This window comes from Paenibacillus xylanexedens (assembly GCF_007680605.1).
Taxonomy (GTDB): domain Bacteria; phylum Bacillota; class Bacilli; order Paenibacillales; family Paenibacillaceae; genus Paenibacillus; species Paenibacillus xylanexedens_B.
Genome location: NZ_VEIO01000001.1, coordinates 498,843 through 517,168 on the forward strand (window position 1 = coordinate 498,843; position 18,326 = coordinate 517,168).

General features: G+C 45.4%; 11 protein-coding genes. 7 read left to right on the forward strand and 4 right to left on the reverse strand.

Annotated features, from left to right (window positions below; translation table 11 throughout):
- Window positions 1-22: 22 nt before the first annotated feature.
- The 6 genes from FS818_RS02370 (at window position 23) to FS818_RS02395 (ending at window position 12,951) form a co-directional block, all read left to right on the forward strand.
- Window positions 23-7,003, forward strand: coding sequence for a non-ribosomal peptide synthetase (locus FS818_RS02370; protein ID WP_145329234.1), 6,981 nt, complete (start codon window positions 23-25; stop codon window positions 7,001-7,003).
- A gap of 87 nt (window positions 7,004-7,090) precedes the next feature.
- On the forward strand, window positions 7,091-8,350 hold the full coding sequence (locus FS818_RS02375) for a macrolide family glycosyltransferase (RefSeq protein ID WP_145329236.1): 1,260 nt from the start codon (window positions 7,091-7,093) through the stop codon (window positions 8,348-8,350).
- A 33-nt stretch (window positions 8,351-8,383) separates the two neighbouring features.
- Window positions 8,384-9,628 carry a macrolide family glycosyltransferase gene (locus FS818_RS02380; RefSeq protein WP_145329238.1) on the forward strand — a complete coding sequence of 415 codons (1,245 nt, stop codon included), beginning with the start codon at window positions 8,384-8,386 and terminating at the stop codon, window positions 9,626-9,628.
- A gap of 416 nt (window positions 9,629-10,044) precedes the next feature.
- On the forward strand, window positions 10,045-10,854 hold the full coding sequence (locus FS818_RS02385; RefSeq protein WP_145329240.1) for an alpha/beta hydrolase: 810 nt from the start codon (window positions 10,045-10,047) through the stop codon (window positions 10,852-10,854).
- A gap of 48 nt (window positions 10,855-10,902) precedes the next feature.
- A complete protein-coding gene (locus FS818_RS02390) occupies window positions 10,903-11,424 on the forward strand; it encodes a MarR family winged helix-turn-helix transcriptional regulator (RefSeq protein ID WP_145329242.1) in 522 nt (173 codons plus the stop codon).
- Between the two features lie 171 nt (window positions 11,425-11,595).
- Complete coding sequence (locus tag FS818_RS02395) at window positions 11,596-12,951, forward strand: FAD-binding oxidoreductase (protein WP_260984494.1); 1,356 nt, start codon at window positions 11,596-11,598, stop codon at window positions 12,949-12,951.
- A gap of 217 nt (window positions 12,952-13,168) precedes the next feature.
- On the opposite strand, the gene FS818_RS02400 is transcribed toward FS818_RS02395, so the two are convergent.
- The 4 genes from FS818_RS02400 to FS818_RS02415 all read right to left on the reverse strand — a co-directional run bounded on the left by FS818_RS02400 (window position 13,169) and on the right by FS818_RS02415 (window position 16,231).
- Complete coding sequence (locus tag FS818_RS02400; protein WP_186331552.1) at window positions 13,169-14,569, reverse strand: prolyl oligopeptidase family serine peptidase; 1,401 nt, start codon at window positions 14,567-14,569, stop codon at window positions 13,169-13,171.
- Between the two features lie 159 nt (window positions 14,570-14,728).
- The gene (locus tag FS818_RS02405; RefSeq protein ID WP_145329247.1) at window positions 14,729-15,025 is read right to left on the reverse strand and encodes a putative quinol monooxygenase; all 297 of its coding nucleotides are present in this window, start codon (window positions 15,023-15,025) and stop codon (window positions 14,729-14,731) included.
- Between the two features lie 111 nt (window positions 15,026-15,136).
- On the reverse strand, window positions 15,137-15,787 hold the full coding sequence (locus FS818_RS02410; RefSeq protein ID WP_145329249.1) for a nitroreductase family protein: 651 nt from the start codon (window positions 15,785-15,787) through the stop codon (window positions 15,137-15,139).
- Between the two features lie 24 nt (window positions 15,788-15,811).
- Entirely contained in the window at window positions 15,812-16,231 is a 420-nt protein-coding gene (locus tag FS818_RS02415; protein ID WP_145329251.1) for a MarR family winged helix-turn-helix transcriptional regulator, read from the reverse strand.
- A gap of 537 nt (window positions 16,232-16,768) precedes the next feature.
- Between FS818_RS02415 and FS818_RS02420 the strand changes: the two genes are divergently transcribed.
- Window positions 16,769-18,253 carry an AraC family transcriptional regulator gene (locus tag FS818_RS02420; protein ID WP_186375395.1) on the forward strand — a complete coding sequence of 495 codons (1,485 nt, stop codon included), beginning with the start codon at window positions 16,769-16,771 and terminating at the stop codon, window positions 18,251-18,253.
- Window positions 18,254-18,326 lie beyond the last annotated feature (73 nt).

The following is an 18,326-nucleotide window of genomic DNA, read 5'->3' on the forward strand; positions in this document are numbered from 1 at the left end:
ACAACCAGGGGGATGAAGTGACATGGATCGAACGTCGCCAAAAGAGGCTGTTTCCGCACAGGAACTAAGATTGCAAAAGAAGCACTGGGTAAAAAAAATGCTTGCACTCCAAACGGAGGAAACGTTGTTCACGTCATCCTTCATACCTCAGCATGAGAAGTCTGCTGTTCAATCCTATAAGTTTGAGTTGGCACAGAATGTAAGCGAACGGTTACGCACCATGAGCGGGGAATCCAAAGAAGCTTTGTTTTTGATTTTACTGACAGCTTTAAAGACTCTTCTTCACAAGCATACCAGCAGTGATTCGCTTACCGTTGCTTACCCGGTGAACAGAATACAAGACACAAGCGAACGTTCGCCGGAGCCAAACTGGATTCCACTAATCGACCATTCCCCGAAAGGCTGTACTTTCCGGGAATGGCTAAATGAACTTAAATCAACATATATCGAGACAGTCAAACACAGTGATTATTCGATGGACCGTCTTGTAGACGATATGAAGGTTGTCCATGACCGGGATTACGCTTTTCTTCAACATATTCGTTTTTCCATTCAGGGGATGTACAACATAACAGATGTAGAGAGTGAGACGCTGGGCATGCGGCTTCATATGTATTGGAGTCAGGACAAGCTGTGTGGTGTGTTAGCCGGAAATACCCGCTTCTTTAACACCCCTGATTTGGAGCGTTTTGCGAAACAGTACGGGGTTATCATTGAACAATTAATAGAGAACCCGGATCGTCCGGTGGAGGACAGTGGGGTGCTTGCTGGACTAGAACGCGACCGATTGCTGAATGAATATGCAACAGGGCCGCGCCGGACCTATGGTTCCAGTGTAATGGGTTTGTTTGCGGAGCAAGTCCGGCAGACACCAGAGGCTACAGCCATCGTGACATCGGATACTTCGATACGTTATGCAGAACTGGAGGAAAAAGTGAACCGCTGGGCCGCTGCACTAGTCAAGGACGGAACGAAACAAGGGGATATCGTAGGACTTTACCTTGACCGAAGCCTGGAGACGGCCGTCGCGATCTTAGCCGTGTGGAGGGCCGGGGCGTGTATTTTGCCAATGGATGTGCAGATGCCCGCAGAGCGAGTTCGATTCATGCTGAAAGATGCCGGGGTAAACCGTCTACTCACACAGGCCCGTTATGTTAACCTTCCTTTGTTCCAAGACGTGGAACGATTGCTTTTGTGTGAAGACCTGGATACAGCAAGTGATGATGATGAGGCATTGAACCCCATCACGGCCGAACTGCCAGCTTATATCATATATACTTCAGGAACTACGGGGAATCCCAAAGGCGTAGTCGTAACTCATGGTGGACTGGTCAATTCAATCGCATGGAGAAAAGAAGAATATGCATTGGGAGTAGAAGACAACACGATCCAGCTCTTTTCCTATTCATTTGATGGCTTCATGACAGGATTCCTGACCCCGCTTGTGTCGGGAGCAAGTCTCTTTATGGCTACCGAAATTCAGGTTAAAGATCCATTACGTCTGAAGCAATTGCTTATCGTATATCAAATCACTCATTTTATATGTGTGCCTTCGTTGTATCGCCTGCTTTTGCAACAGATTAAACCGGAAGACCAACTGTTTGTGCGCCGTATTACGCTTGCGGGGGAGAGTGTCTCTCCTGCACTGGTTCAGGAAAGCAAGGAACGGCTTCCCGATGTGAAGATATACAACGAGTATGGTCCTACCGAATCCAGTATCGTCGCCCTCTGTAAAAGAGATGTGGAACAGGGAGAGAAGGTGACGATTGGTCGTCCGATATCGAACATGGTTGCATATATTCTCGATAACTGGAACGAGCCTGTTTCGCCGGGGATCGTTGGGGAACTTTGTTTGTCGGGTCCGGGTCTGGCTCGCGGTTATCTCAACCAGCCTGAGCTTACAGATCAAGCTTTTGTACCCAATCCGTTTATTGCGGGTGAGCGGTTATATCGGACTGGAGATCTGGCGAAATGGACGGAAGAGGGGGAAATCTGTTGTCTCGGGCGTAAGGATGCTCAGGTGAAGTTAAGAGGATATCGGATTGAGCTTCCCGAGATTGAACAGCGTCTTCAGAGCTACCCGGGTGTTCAAGCGGCAGCGGTTGTATGTGAGGAAGAAGAAGGCATTCCCGTCCGATTGATTGCTTATCTTCAAACGGACGATATCAAGGCTGTTGAATTACGTGATTACATGGCAAGAGAGTTGCCGTTCTATATGCTTCCGGCTCGCTATTATCGACTGCATCAGCTTCCTCTATCGGAGAACGGAAAGTTGGACAAGAAGGCGATCTCTTCGATGGAATGTATCAACCTGGATGTTGAATTTCGAGAGCCGGAAAATGAAACGGAACAGAAGTTATGCGAGATCTTTGCTGATGTTCTTCAATTGAAGAGGGTATCCGCAGATGAGAATTTTTTTACTGCAGGAGGGCATTCCCTTAAAGCGACGATGCTGATGTCCAGAATTCAGAAAGAATTCCGTGTGGAGATCAGTGTAGATCATATTTTCGAAAAGCAGACCGTCAAGGCGTTAGCGGAAGTGATTACTTCAAAAGAAATCAAAGCTTGTCTGGCCATTTCACCTGCAATTCCGGCGGTGCATTATCCTTTATCTTTTACGCAAGAGCAGATGTACACGTTGTTCTGTAATGATCCGCATTCAACCGCTTATAACATGCCAGAGGCTCTTATTATCGACGGGGATTTTGACGATCAGCAACTTCGGTATGCGCTTGAGGAACTGACGAAGAGACATGAAATTCTTCGAACGACTTTTTATGCGATCAATGGAGACCCTGTTCAGGAAGTGCACGGTGAGAGCGTTGTTTCACTTGAATATTCTGAGCAGGCTTCGGCTGATCTTGAGGAAACGATCCGACAATTTATCCGTCCATTTGATCTGGCAAGCCTGCCGTTGTTTCGAGCTGGAATAACCAGGATGGGACCGAGAAAACATTTGCTTCTGATTGATCTTCATCATATCGTAGCTGACGGTGCCTCCATTGGTATATTCATCTCAGAACTTGCGAGCATCTACAATGGAGATTCGTTACCGGAAATCAAACTTCATTATAAGGATTTCTCGGTATGGCAGCATAAACAGAAAGAGGAGCATCAATTCCAGTCTCAGAAGCAGTATTGGACGGATCAGTTCGGAAACGGAGTTCCCGTTCTGAGTTTGCCATATGATTACCCTAGACCGAAACTTAAGAGCTTGGAGGGTAGCAAAATTCATTTTACCGCAGACGCGGCACGCACGTCGGCTTTAAAGAAGTTGGCTGCCGAAAGCGGCGTTACACTATTCATGTTGCTCCTGACAATGTACCAGACTATGCTCTCCAAACTGTCTGGACAGAAAGAGCTGGTCGTTGGTTCGCCAGTCTCTGGCAGAACACAGGCTGATCTGGAACACACCATGGGCATGTTTGTAAACGTGGTTCCCATCCGCGCCGAGGTGTTACCGCAATTGCGTTTCACTGAGCTCCTGGCTCAGGTAAAACATACGGCGCTGGGTGCGTTTGAGCATCAGGCGATTCAATATCAGGATTTGGCGCGGAACTTGGGATATACGCCAGATCCCAGCCGTAATCCGATGTTCGACACGATGTTTGTCCTTCAAAATATGGCTGAGAATCGTTTTGATTTTAGAGGACTGCATTTCTCACATGTTGGCTTCGAGCAAACGGTGTCCAAATTTGATCTTACTTTAGCCGGATTTGAGGGCGGGGATGGTGTGTTGTATTTCGATTTGGAATACTGTACACGTCTTTTCCAGAGAGACAGCGTACTGCGTTATGTGGACTATTTTATGCATATTATGCAGACCGTTATAGAACATCCGCAGATACTGGTATCGCAGATGACGCTACTTCCCTTAGGGAGCCTGCACCATCAATGGAAGGAACTCAACAGCAAGAACCGATGCAATTCACCTGACCTGACTTTACTGGAGCAGTTTGCCTTACATGCCAAACGATCTCCCCACAAGGAAGCTTTGTCGTTTGGGGATTCACATATGACGTACGAACAGCTGGATACACAGTCAGAACTATGGGCTAACTGGCTGCGTTCAAAGGACGTGGGCCTGGAAGATGTCATAGCAGTAAGACTTGAGCGTTCCTTTGAACTCGTCATTGCGTTTCTGGCGGTACTTAAGGCAGGAGCGGTATATCTGCCAATCGACCCGGAGTTTCCGGCGGAGCGCACATCATACATGCTTCAGGACAGCGAAGCAGTGCTCATGATTACGGATCAGGAAGATACACAGGATACCGCATATCATATGCCTGTTTATCTGCCTCGCGAAATCCAATTTACCGATGTGAATACAAACAAGGCATTGCATAAACCGCAAAGCAACAATCTGGCTTATATTATCTATACTTCAGGGACTACAGGCAGACCTAAAGGTGTGGCGCTAGAGCATGCAGGACTAGCTAATCTTTCGACACTCTTTATCTCTACGCTCGGAGTACAGTCCGAAGATCGCATCCTTCAATTTGCTTCTTGCTCTTTTGATGCTTCAATATGGGAGTTTGCCATGGCGTTTACTACCGGAGGAACACTGTGTTTAGTATCAGCAGAGACCATTGCTGATCCGTATTACTTCGAACGGTTCGTGGAAAAGGCGAATGTTACGGTTATGACGCTACCTCCACCTTACATGGCCCGTTTGAATCCCGAGCGTTTGTCTGGCCTTCGTCTCATGATCACAGCTGGTTCAGAGCCGTCATCGGCCATGTTATCGACATGGAGCCAGCATATGCGCTGTGTGAATGCTTACGGACCAACCGAAGCATCCATATGTTCGACGATATGGGAATATCAAGCAGAGGCCGATATGCTCTCAGTACCTATCGGATACGCCATCCCTCATAGCAGACTGTGCGTTGTAGATGCAGAACTGAACCCACTGCCTGTCGGGGTGTCTGGAGAACTATGCATCGCAGGTACTGGACTTGCCCGGAGTTATCTGAATCTGCCGGAAATAACGGGGAGACAGTTCATCTCCTCAGACATACCAGGGTTTGAGCGTATGTATCGAACGGGTGATCTGGCCAAAATGCTCCCGGATGGCAGAATGATATATCAAGGCAGAATCGACAACCAGCTTAAGATCAGAGGATACCGTGTTGAACCAAGTGAGATCGAGGCGCGATTGCTACAAATAACCGGGGTTCGTGAAGCCGTTGTACTGACTAGGCTGTCGGAAAATGAAAATTCACTAGTTGCTTTTTACACGGGTGACGATGCACCAGAATCGCGCGAACTGAAGATCGAGCTTATGACCGTTCTGCCTCATTATATGCTTCCATCATTCTTGGTGAAGCTGGGTGAGCTCCCTGTGACGTCAAATGGCAAGGTAGATCATGCTGCACTTCAACGTTTGGAACTGTTGCAAGAGGCAGGGAAGCTATCCCGTATGCCGGAGAATGGACTGGAGGCAACGATCGTTCGTGTGTTCGAACAAGTCTTGAATGTTCATGGAATCGGAACGGACGACTTGTTTCATGAGCTGGGTGGCGATTCTATCTCGGCAATGAAAGCCAGCTTTTTGCTGAAAGAGCAGGGGGTGGCTCTGGATGTGAGAGACTTGTTAGTTCATCAATCACCTGTTGCTTTGGGAAAACGGTTGCTTCAAACGACTTGTGAAGAGGATCGGCAACTTCAATCGGTAGAATCACCGGAACGAGTATCATGTGAAACGGAGACATACCGATCACTACAGAAGCAAGTTCAGAAGGCTCTGGATGAAAAGGAACTGGAGCTTCTGATGGCTGCCCGTGTAACCATTGCTGACCAACAAGAGACATACAGAAAACAACTGGCCGCAGAGGTGGAATTGGCGATATTGCCTCTTTCGGCTACTCAGTCCACACATCTCGGACGTGCAGAGAACGTGGGTGTTGTTCTGCATTTCCCTGCCGACAAGACAAATGAGGAAATCACTCAAGCCATTCACGGATTGGTGCAGGAGCAGGAGATGCTGAGATGTCTATACAATGGCAAACAGACCAACAGCTGGAGCTTGCGGGAGCATCCTGCCGGATTTAAAGTACCACACGTCAAACTTGAGGCAGCATGCTCCGAAGCAGTGATGGAACAACTGGTCTCGGAATTGTACTATGACAGATTTGAAGAGCATGGGTCAGACCGTTTGTTGTACCGGATGATGTTAATCGAGCACAACGGAACCGGAACCAAAGTGTTTGTGTACTCTTCTCATCATGCTTTATCGGACGGGTTGAGCTGCAGTTTAATTGCTGAGGTATTAACAGGGGCGACATCCACGTTGCACGGAAGCAAACCTTCTACCCGATATCGTGATTACCTTCGACGGATCGAGGAGGGGCCGCTAGGAATCAGCTTTCTGGAACTGGAGCGTCGCTTTGAACTGGCAACGTATCGTCAACTTCTCCTGGGAATGAGCAGTAAGCTCGCGGAGTTTCCGGCCCAGAAGAGTACGGCGATCACGTTGGAATGGGAACTTGCAGAAGGAAATCCTGAGGAAGGCTGGATGAAGGTACTCGGCTTGCTGGCGGTCTTTGGACGGGAATATCTTGAACTACAGCAATTGCCTGTACAATTGGTCAGCAGTGGAAGACGATATGGAGAGCATACCTATTATCATCTTGTCGGTAATTTTACGGACTATATTCCCTGGGTGATGAATACCGATTCCCCGGTGGAGCAACTCTTGCAGCAAATTCGAGCTTTGAATCAAACGACTTCCTCCCACCAGATCAGGTTCACTGATATGGAAGATCAAGGAATAGGCAAGGGTATTCTGCTCAATTATTTTGGAGCTGTCCAAGCGGAAGCGGAAGATAACTCAATACCTGCCGGAGGTCCTTCTTTTGCAGAAGCGGCTGAGCATTACGGGGTATATTTCTATGTCAGACATGTCGGTTGCAACTTGCAAGTGCATATCGCACTTCCATTCGACACGAGTGCCGAAGAACTGGAGAAGAAACTGACAGCAGGAATGTTTGCGGTGCAGTAGCTCAATTACTAATACTTTCTTGAAATCTCCGGGCATATTGCGTTGTTCGGAGATTTCAGGCTTTATTTACGAAAGGGCGGTGCAGCAATGGGTACAACCGTTGTGTTCAGTTTTCCGTATTTTGGTCATGTTAATCCTACAGTGGGGTTAGTTCAGGAACTGGCCAACCGAGGGGAGCAGGTCTATTACTATACAACGGATGCGTATATGAAATATGTACAAATGGAAGGCGTCGTTTGTCGAAGTTATGGGGATGTGCTTCCAATGTTGGACGAAGAAATCCCTATTCTTACAACCGACCCATTGAAAGTGTTGGAGCAGCTTGTTCCGCATAAACTGAATAAACATCAGAAGATGGTCCGTTTACTCCTTGAGCAGGTGATGGAGGATGATCCGGACTACATTATTCGGGATTGCGAATCTTATTGGGGGAAAATGATTGGCACTATACTTGACATTCCGGTGATTTGTTACATTACTACCATTGCTTTAAATGAGACGATGATGGATATTCATCGTGAATATTTTGTTTCCAAAGTATTCGGAAGTACGACAGGACGTATGACCTGGCTTCCCGAATCGGGCAGTTTCAGTGAATATCTGAATGAATATACAAGGGAACTCTCTCTTCCATATTCTGTAGAATATAGGGCGATCGATGCCTTTTCCGGGGCGGACGACCTTAATCTTGTTTTTACTTCACAGGTTTTCCAGCCATTTATAGAGTCGTTTGGTTCGGATTATCTGTTTCTGGGTCCGATGATTCGTGAGGAGGAGAAAGAGGGCGGAGACTTGCCCTATATCGAACCCGATCTACCCGTAATCTACATATCGATGGGAACCGTATATAATGACTGTCTTCCTTTTTATCGAAAATGCATTGAAGCATTCCAGGAACATCGGTGGAACGTAATCATGTCTGTCGGACATCGAATCTCTCCTGAGGAACTGGGCGAGTTGCCTGAGCATGTTACTGTTCGATCCCATGTGCCTCAGCGAAGACTGCTCAACCACGTGGATGTGTTCATTACACATGGAGGTCATAACAGTACCAATGAAGCACTTTGTCACGGAGTGCCTATGGTGGTGTTCCCGCAAGCAGCGGATCAGTTCGCCGTTTCCAGCCGGATCGAGGCACTGGGTGCAGGAAGCATTGGCGATAGCCATCATTGTACACCTTCGGACATTTTGTATATGACGGAACGTATCCTCCATGATAAGGCTTATGCTGAGTCCTGCAAGAGGGTCGGGGAAGCGATGCGTAACGAAGGCGGAGTGAAACTGGGCGTTGACGGTATTTTTGCGTATCTTCACGAAGGAATGCTTATAGGAACTACCAATGACTGATTCGGGTGTATCATATGACGAAGGGAGTCCGCTATGGCTACGGTAATGATATTTAGCCTTCCATTTTTCAGCCATGTTAAACCAACCTTACCTCTTGTTGCAGAGTTACTGGCACGTGGAGAGACCGTGATTTATTATTCGGATGAACAATATAGAGAATTACTTGCCGATTATGATGTGGATTTTCGAAGCTATGGGAATATGAGAGAGTTGTTTGTGGACGAAAATGATCCGGGCTTGTTTTTGAGCAACCCGCAGACGATGCTGGAGCATCTAGTCCCTGGAGTGATCCAGAAAAGCAGGGCTGTTCTTCATGCGATTTTGGCAGAAGTTATGGCTGAGCAACCGGACTACATTGTCAGGGACAGCGACGCTCATTGGGGCAAACTGATTGCAGAACTGCTTGAGGTGCCAGTGGCCTGTTATGTCTTAACGTTTGCGATCAATCAGGCGCTTTTGGAGAAAGACCATCATTTTCTCATACACAAGGTATTCAGAATTCAGGAAGGTTACGCATTTGCTGACACGACGGCCAGCGAACTAAACCGTTTGGCGGGAGAACTGGCTGAAAGACATCATATTCAAGATTTTGGCCTGGTAGATGCGTTTAGTGGGAATGAAGAATTAAATCTAGTATATACGTCAAAAGTATTCCAGCCACATTCGGATGTGTTTGATGACCGTTTTGTGTTTATAGGTCCACAGTTCCCTAATGTTAGCTCTGTAATGCTTCAATCCATGAGGGAAAGAACAAAACAGGAGCATGAGCTCCCCTTGATTTATATTTCGTTTGGCTCCATCTACACAGATCGCCCGGATTTCTACCTGAAATGTATTGAAGCTTTCAGATATAGCGAAGCCCAAATTATGATGTCAGTAGGAAAAAGCATTGATATTTCATCCTTGGGAGACATTCCGGAAAATATGACGGTATCTGCATTTGTTCCTCAGTTGGAGATTTTAAGCAAGGCGAATGTTTTTATCTCTCATGCCGGTTATAACAGTGTGTCCGAAGCACTTGCATTTGGCGTGCCAATGATTCTGTTCCCCCAAGGGGCTGATCAATTCGCTATTGCATCCAGGCTGGAAGAATTAGGGGTCGGTGTGTATGGTCGTGATATAAACATATCTGCTTCAGATCTAAAGGACATGACGTTTGAAACGATGAGAAGCGAGAAGATGAAAGCTGAAGCGGTGAGATTGGGAAGCAGTTTTTTTGAAACGGGAGGTATGGTGGAGGGCGTGAGTAGAATTATGGAATTCGTCGAACAAACATAAGATGCAGGCTAATCATCAAACAAACGTTGTTAAGCTAGAATTAATCTAGAGTTAAGTTGATTAAGAGACTTGCATCACATACACTCGTTTTGTTCGCTTGTTTTCGACATTTAATGGTAATTAAGTGGAGGATGCTCATCAATTCGAGTTTTGGATTTACACTGGATATAGAGTAGCAATGGAACAAAACAAATATAGAGCAGTAAAGCAGAGAGAGAAGACAGGTACTGTTAAACAGGGCCTGTCCTTTTTATTGTTGTCACGCTCATCAGAAATAAAGAGAGCTTCCGAGAAAATTTAATTGTAACCGCTTTAAAAATTCGTGGACAAACGATTCATAAGAGTGATATATTGTTTCTGTAAGAAACAATATTATTTATAACGAATATAAAAATAAAGAAAAGGATGGGATACACATGACCAACATCGAAACAACATTAGAATCCTTTGACGGAACGCAGCTTTATTTCAGCAAAAATTTAGTTGAGGGTGCGAAGGCAGCTGTAGTCATTGTACACGGATTGGCAGAGCATGCCAGCCGCTATGATTATTTGACAGAGAAATTGAACGGCCGTGGATTTAACGTCTATCGTTTTGACCATCGGGGTCATGCGAGATCGGAAGGACAACGAACGTTTTATAGTGATTTTCATCATCTGATTGATGATGTCAACGCTGTAGTTGAAGCGGCACTACAAGAGAGCGGCGATACGCCACTGTATATTATTGGACATAGTATGGGCGGTTTTGCTTCTTCATCATTTGGAACGAAATATCCGGGAAAAGTGAAAGGTATCGTATTATCAGGAGCGCTGACTCGATTTAATACGAAAGTGGCTGGAGAACTGCCGATGGCTCTGCCAGCAGGCACGTATTTCCCGAATGAACTTGGTAGCGGAGTATGCAGTGTTCCTGAGGTTGTATCCGCTTACGCTAATGACCCGCTCGTAGAAAAGCAGATTTCTGTAGATTTATTTAACAGTCTGGGGTATGGAGTAGAATGGCTGAAAGAACATGCGGAGCAATTCGTTGATCCGGTGCTTGTGTTACATGGAGCGAATGATGGACTGGTTAGCGAAAAGGATTCCCGAGACTTTTACGGTGATATCGCTTCGGCAGACAAAACACTGAAAATCTATGCACATCTCATGCATGAAATATTTAATGAGACAGCACGGGATGAAGTGATTGAAGAAGCGATCTCATGGATTGAAAAACGAATCTGATTTCAGTAGAGTAATAGAGAGAGAATTTGAAGACGAAAGGGATTACGCATGAAATTAGATTGGATGGGTGATCATCGGGAGCTTGTTGAGAAAATCATCAAGTACGGCAATGCTTACTCGAACACCTACAAGCTGCAACGCAGCTACGGAACAGATATGACCTTCTCTGCAGCCCAGATTCAGACGCTTGAATACATTCTGGAAGCAGAGGATCAGGAAGAGAAGATGTCCGAGATGGCTGCTCGTTTGGGCGTTAGCCGCAGTACCTTTTCTAAAAATGTGAAGAATTTGACCGAAAAAGGATTACTGGAAAAATATCATCTGAGCGGAAACCGCAAAGATATTTACGTCAAACCGTCTGCCAAAGGGCGGGAGGTTTACACGAAGTACACTGCATTTGTTCGTGAGCTTTGTTTTGATGATATATTTAAGCTCGCAGATCAGATTACGGAAGCCGACAAAAAAAACTTTATTCGTATTATGGATCTGTTCGCCGATGTGCTCGTCTGGTACGGTGAAAAAGAACAAGAACCGCGCAAACTCATCAAAATCGAGCGGGATAGCGAATGACAATTACGAAATGAAAATGAATTCCCTTACAGCGGTCTATCCGCTTTAAGGGGATTTTTTTACGTATAGGACAGCCCACAGCCCATTCCCTCCGCGAATGTCGTTCATACAGTATAAAATGCCTAGTGCAGAAGTGCTTTATAACGATCAATAATGCTGGGAGTGGGATGTTTGACAACAAACACAAAAACAAAACTAACCGGACGTGTCATTTTTAAAGGAGATCCAGGGTATGAGGCAGCACGTAAAAACTGGGACCCGCATACCGACAGGTTTCCTAAAGTCTTCGTTTTTGCTCAAAAAACGAAAGATGTATCTAATGCCATCAGATGGGCTCGTGAAAACAATGTACCGATTCGGCCGCGAAGTGGAAGACACGCGCTTGAGGTTAATCTGTCACAGGTGAACGGCGGGATTGTCATTGATGTCAGTGATCTGAATACCATCAAGCTGAACAAAAAAACAGGAACCGTAGTTGTAGGAGCAGGCAATCGGGTTGGCCGAATCGCTCATACACTCGCACGTCAGGGATTCATCGCTCCATTTGGGGATAGCCCAACCGTTGGTATAGGTGGTATTACGCTTGGGGGAGGGATTGGCCCTCTTCAACGAACGATTGGTCTGATCAGTGATAATCTGCTGGAATTCGAGATGGTGGATGCAAACGGGAAAATCATTCGTGCGAACAAAAATCGTAACGCAGATTTGTTTTGGGCATCGCAGGGTGGTGGCGGAGGAAACTTTGGAGTCTATACCCGTTACAAATTTAAAGTACGCCGGGCACCAGCCAGAGCGACAGTATATCGGATCACCTGGCCTTGGGCTCAGTTCGAGAAAGTACTCAAGGTTTGGCAGAAGTGGGCGCCTTCCGTGGATACCCGGCTCGGAAGTGAGCTGTCGATCGGTCCGAAAAAGGGTGGCAATGTCAGTATGGAGGGTTTGTTTCTGGGTTCTAAATCCGAGGCACTGCGTTTGTTAAAGCCGATGACCAGCACGGGTACACCATCCCAGACGATCATACGTTCAGTGCCTTACACAGAAGCCGTTACTTTTCTTCTACCACCAGATCCTGTACTTACTCAGAGATACAGCAATCAATTTTCTTCCGGATTTGGACGAAAGCCGTTTCCAGATCGGGCGATCAAATCGATGCGAGCGTTTCTGGAAAATGTGGAAGGCGAGTTCGCCGGATTCTTCTTCCTCAACTGGGGCGGAGCTGTCAGTCGTAAATCACCTACCTCCACAGCATTCTACTGGCGTAAAGCGAAGTTCTATGTGGAATGGAACAGCTCCTGGACGAAACCGTCTCAGGCGGCCAAAAATATTGCCATTGTGCGTAACACACGCCAAAAATTACAGCCTTACATCGTCGGTTCCTACATTAATGTACCGGATCAAGGCATCAAACGCTCAGGTCCGGTGTATTACGGGGCGAATTATGCAAGATTACGCAGAGTCAAAGCCAAATACGATCCCCAAAATGTGTTCAATAACCCGCAAAGCATTCCTCCGGCACGTGGCCTATAGTAAGACAAATGGGTGCCAGATAAATCGAACTGGTCTAATTGAAAAAAAGGATGTAATAGAAAAGGAGCCGCTTGGTGCGGCTCCCGGGCAATATCTCATTAGTCTTACTTGCAGGTGTATAGAACACTTTGTGGACTTCAAGAACATTCGTAGCGAGTTGTTCACGTGTTCACGGAACATTCTTCGGCTCCTTGCGAAGTAGACATGCTCTGGGCTGTTACTTTTTCTGGTTAGCCAGCCACTCCATAAGCGTGACGTTTTTACCTTTAATTTTCACAGGTTTACCATTGAAGTCTTTGGAAATGTCATTGTTTAATACAGGAATCCAGGACCAGTGTCCATTATACTCATATGGCGCGTTATCACCATTTCCTTTGGTGTATACTCCGCTCAAATCCAGCACCTTATCAAAATAGGAATAATGGGCATTTTTGGCTCCCGCAGCAATCAGGCGTTTGTAGGTAGCTGTTGACGTTTTGGACGTATCCACCGTCTGATCTGCCCCTGCCGCCGTGAACCAGATCGGAATATTCTTCAGTTTGGCAATATCCTGTTTGCTCAACAAACGATCCTCGTACGCTTCTGCGGAAGGATAAGCAGCTGCAAAGTAATCCGGGTTCGCAAGCAACATGTTCAAAGTCATAAATCCGCCATTGGAGCAACCGCCAATGTAGATTCGGTCTGTATCAATATCCGCCGCATGCTGTTTCACATATTGTTTGATCAACGCGGTTAACGATTTTGTATACATACTCTTTCCGTCTTTGGTATATTGCCCGGTTCCGTCATTCATCCAGAAGGTTGGAGTCTGGGGCACCAATATAGCGGCATCACCAAAATACTTCTGGATCGATTCATCGGCTAAAGCCGTCACTTTATTACCCAGCAGGGCGATTCTCGGATCAGTGCCTCCTTCACCGGCACCATGAAGCCAGATGATCAACGGTTTTTTCTTGCTGGTTTCCGGCATATAGGATGCATACGTTAAATGAATCTGACCGAACTTGGAGTCCTTGTAACTGAATTTGCCGGATGTATCAAACACGTCAACACCTTGTTCAATCACGGTATGCGGGGTGTCTGGCCTTGTGGTCAAATGCTCAACGGCATTGCCCATGGTATCTTGAAGGGATTTTTGCTGAACAATCGTATATTGAAGGTCGACATACTTATTGGTAAATGACTGCAGATCAAACATAAACGGACTTGTGGTCATTAGATCGGGATGGACTTTCATCTCCATCGTAATATATTGTCCTGTGGACAGGGAGATTTTGTTGCCATCTTTGTCCGAAAGGTAGGCTCTCTCGATCGTTCGGCTACTGCTGTCTGAGCCATCGTACTTTTGCTGCGTTTGAAAATTAATCATTGGATAATTCCGTTCCGCAAAGACCTTGAAGGTGTCTGTGGTCAGTGTATTTCCTTGAATGGCTACGCCTGTATCCAGAATAATCTTGTAAACACCGGGACCCCAATCATAACCTTTGGTCACGAGGGAGTAGGAGAAAGGAGAACGTGCTTCGGTTAAATTGTTTGCGCTTACATTTGTGGGTAAGAGGAGAGTGGAAGTTAAAGCCAGAGCCAGGAAACCTGAAAGCAGTCCTTTTTTCATCTTCATCAGCATATACCTCCGAAATATTATGTATGTCACCTTAATCATTGTACCATTTCAGGAGGAACATGGGAAATTCGATTGTCTTATCCTGCTTATGCATAAGTAAAAGAACCGTCTGAAAATCACCATGAGGTGAAATCCAGACGGTTCTTTGTATGTGTATTATTGTTTAACGGCTTCGCCGGCAAACACTTCAACGTTCATTGGTGCAGCCATAAATGCCGCGGCTTGTTGAACAAACGCTTGGAAGTGAGCACTAGAGTTGTGAGCAGCGGTTGCTGGCTCATCTTTCCACAGCTCGATCATCGTGTAGCTTTGCTCACGTTCTGTGCTTTTCACCAGATCATAGCTGATATTGCCTTCTTCTTGACGAGTTGCAGCGATCAGTTCTTTGGCAGCAGCCAGGAAAGCTTGTTCTTGAGCGGCTTGTACTTGCAAATGGGCGTGAATGATAATCATCGTTGTGACCTCCAGATAGTTGTTTGTTTACAAATAGATTTAACGTTTCTGTGTTTAATCTTAAAAAGCAGTTTGAGCAATCTATAATAACAACTGTTAAACTTGCTTAGCTTAAGCCCAAGTTGTAATTGTATCTACAGGCAGACGGTAAGATGGGTGACCTTCTTTGGCAGATTTACCAATCGAGATCAACATAACCGGTTGATAACGCTCTTTATCCATGCCGAACGTTTCAGCGATTTGAGCTTTTTCGTATCCGCCGATTGGGTTTGTATCGTAACCGTGAGCACGAGCAGCCAGCATCAATTGCATGGAAGCCAGGCCAGCATCGATCAGGTTCACGTCACGCAGATCGGAAGCAGGCATATTGTCGTAATAAGGTTTAACCACTTTGACTTGTTGCTCAGCGACTTCTTTTGGCATATATCCGTGCTCAACGGCTTTACCGAAAATTTCTTCCAAGTACTCGCCATTTTTCATATCGATAAACACGCCGATTACAGCGGCAGACGTCAGCACTTGGTTTTGGTTAAATCTTGCAAGCGGTGCGAGCTTTTCTTTGCCTTCAGGTGTATCTACAACAAGGAAACGCCAAGGCTGCATGTTTACGGAAGATGGAGCGCGGGAAGCTTCTGCCAAAATTTCAGTCATTTCTTCACGGCTGATTTTCACTTCTGGATCATACAATTTGACGGAACGACGACCGTACGTAATTTCGTTGAAATCATTTGTTTTTTGGAATTTGCTTTGTGTTGTAGACATGGAAATCTCTCCTCTATATATGGTTTAAAAATTGTTTTGCATACGTTCCAAGAAATCGGCCAGTGCCTGAATCTCCTCTTCACTGAAACCATCCAGAATCTGATGAATATAGTTGGTTTTCTCTGTTTTATATCCTTCAATCTGTTTACGCCCATGATCCGTTAGACGAACAAAAGTTACCCGATTATCCTCAGGATTTTTACGTCTTGTAACCATCTGGTCCGCTTCAAGTTGTTTCAGGTGGCGTGTGATTGCTGCACTGTCGATGTTAATGATCTTCTGGAGCATGGATTGGTTGATCTCATCTACCTGATCCAGCTCGTGCAGAATTTCAAAGCGAGAGGAACTGATCCCGGTACAGCGTTCAAACTTGGGACTGATTTTGTTCCCCAGCACATTCAGCAGATTAATGATCTGCTCTTCTTTGGAAACCATACGTGTCATGACTAGACCTCCCGGGTGAATCCAATCAACAACGGCGTATGTTAACAAATAATTAAAGTTGCCAGTATACAATGCCATTGCTTCATGATTCTGTAGCTCTCTCAATCGTTGATGGATCAATAGTTGATACGTCAATCATTGATGGCTCAATTAATATAACATGTCATAGATGAGAATGCAACAGGTTGGAAGAAAGAAAAAAAGGATTTTTTAAATACCTTATCGCAGATATTCATAAAGAAGGATTAGTATAGGTTGTCCCTAAAAGTATAATTTAACCCGGCATGAGTTTTGTTGAGAATTATTATCATTCAAACTATAATTAAAATAAAAAAGTGTCGGATTTTGCTAGTGAAAAGCAAAAAGTAAATTATTAATTTGGTGAGAAGTAGGGCTTGCCCTAATGGAGAGGGAGTTCTCATGAAAAGGACTGACTGGATGAAAAGGCTGGAGCGACTATATTTTTCTTCTATTCACATCTGCCATTACGTGTGTAAACCAGGGGAGTCACAACACAGGATATGGAGAAGATTCGCCGTGTGCAGAATAATGGATGGCACAGGGACTTTGACAATTGATAACGTAATGTATACGTTGTCCCGTGAAGATTGGTTTGTGTTTAGTCCAGGCATGCACGTGGAGTTACAAACAGATATAGAAGTCACTGTCCGAGTTCAGCTCATTTTATTTTCCGGTGTGGAACTTGTCCGAACACCCAATGTTTGGCACACGAAGCCGTTTGATTTTCCTGTTACAGGCAAGCTTGAATTTTCATCCAATAGGCGGGATCTTCAAGAAAGAATGGATCGATTAATGTATAGAAGCTTCACTGCGGCAGAATCGGAAAACATAGACAAGAAGTATCTTGTGCACCAGCTGCTAATTCAGTTGATGACCTCTGTTAAACCCTTGGTTCAACCTCAGGTTGGAATGAACTTGGCCATAGATTATATGACACACCACTATACGAAGGACATTCGAATGCATGACATGGCCCGTCTGGCAGGGCTTAGTGTGAATCATTTTATAAGAACATTCAAACGTCAATTTGGGATGACACCGATGGATTATATCCAGAAACAACGGATGACGAAGGCCAAACAGCTATTGTTTTCTACAGACAAGATCAAGATCATCGCGGAGCAGGTAGGATACAGGGACGAGCACTATTTCAGCCGGGTGTTCAAGAAAAATGAAGGTGTTGCTCCAACATTGTATATGAAAAATAAAGTTAGCCGTATTGCAACATTATACTATGGGCTGGATGACGTTGTTCTGACACTCGGGTTGAAACCTGTGTCTGCTTTATCTTATGTTCAAAGAGTGACTCATCCTACCCTTATGCCTGCACATCAAGCCGATTCTCCTCAAGAACTTGTTCTGGACAGTTCCGGTCAGAACTATGATAAATTGAAGGGATTGCAGCCAGATTTAATCATTACGAGTGACCGTATGGAGCCAAACGAATCACTGCATCATATTGCTCCTACAGCAATCCTTAAACACACAAATCAAGTTGGCGAAAGTCTGCTGTATATGGCGGATATCATGGGACGGAAAGAACAAGCTATTCGCTGGATCGAACAGCATGCGAATTTAAGCCATGTTCTTCAGAATCGTATTCACTCCGAATGGGGAAAGCAGTCGGCAATGTTTATCCGCGTTTCCTCCGAATTCTACCGGATGTATGGATTGCATAATCAGACCGGTTCCTTGCTGTATGATGATTTGGGATTACATATACCAGAGAATTACCCAAGCGAACAGTGGGCTGTGGAGATGAACATCAATGATGTGCAACTATACAACGCGGATCATCTATTTGTTATGGTGGATCCTACAGCAGAAGCGAGAACTCAATTTCAACGTTTGTTGAAATCTGATGGATGGATAACATCCAAGGCTGTACAGGAAGGTCGTGTTTATGATGCAGGGGATATTTTCTTCCAAACACTGGGTCCAACCGGGCGTGTAAGGGCTATGAAGTATGTAGCCAAGCAGCTTGGCGTTGCCTTAGGGTGATATTTTACACGTAAAGAGAGTGGAATAATCCATGGAAAGCTTGTTTGCTTTTCCCTACCATAATGATAATGAT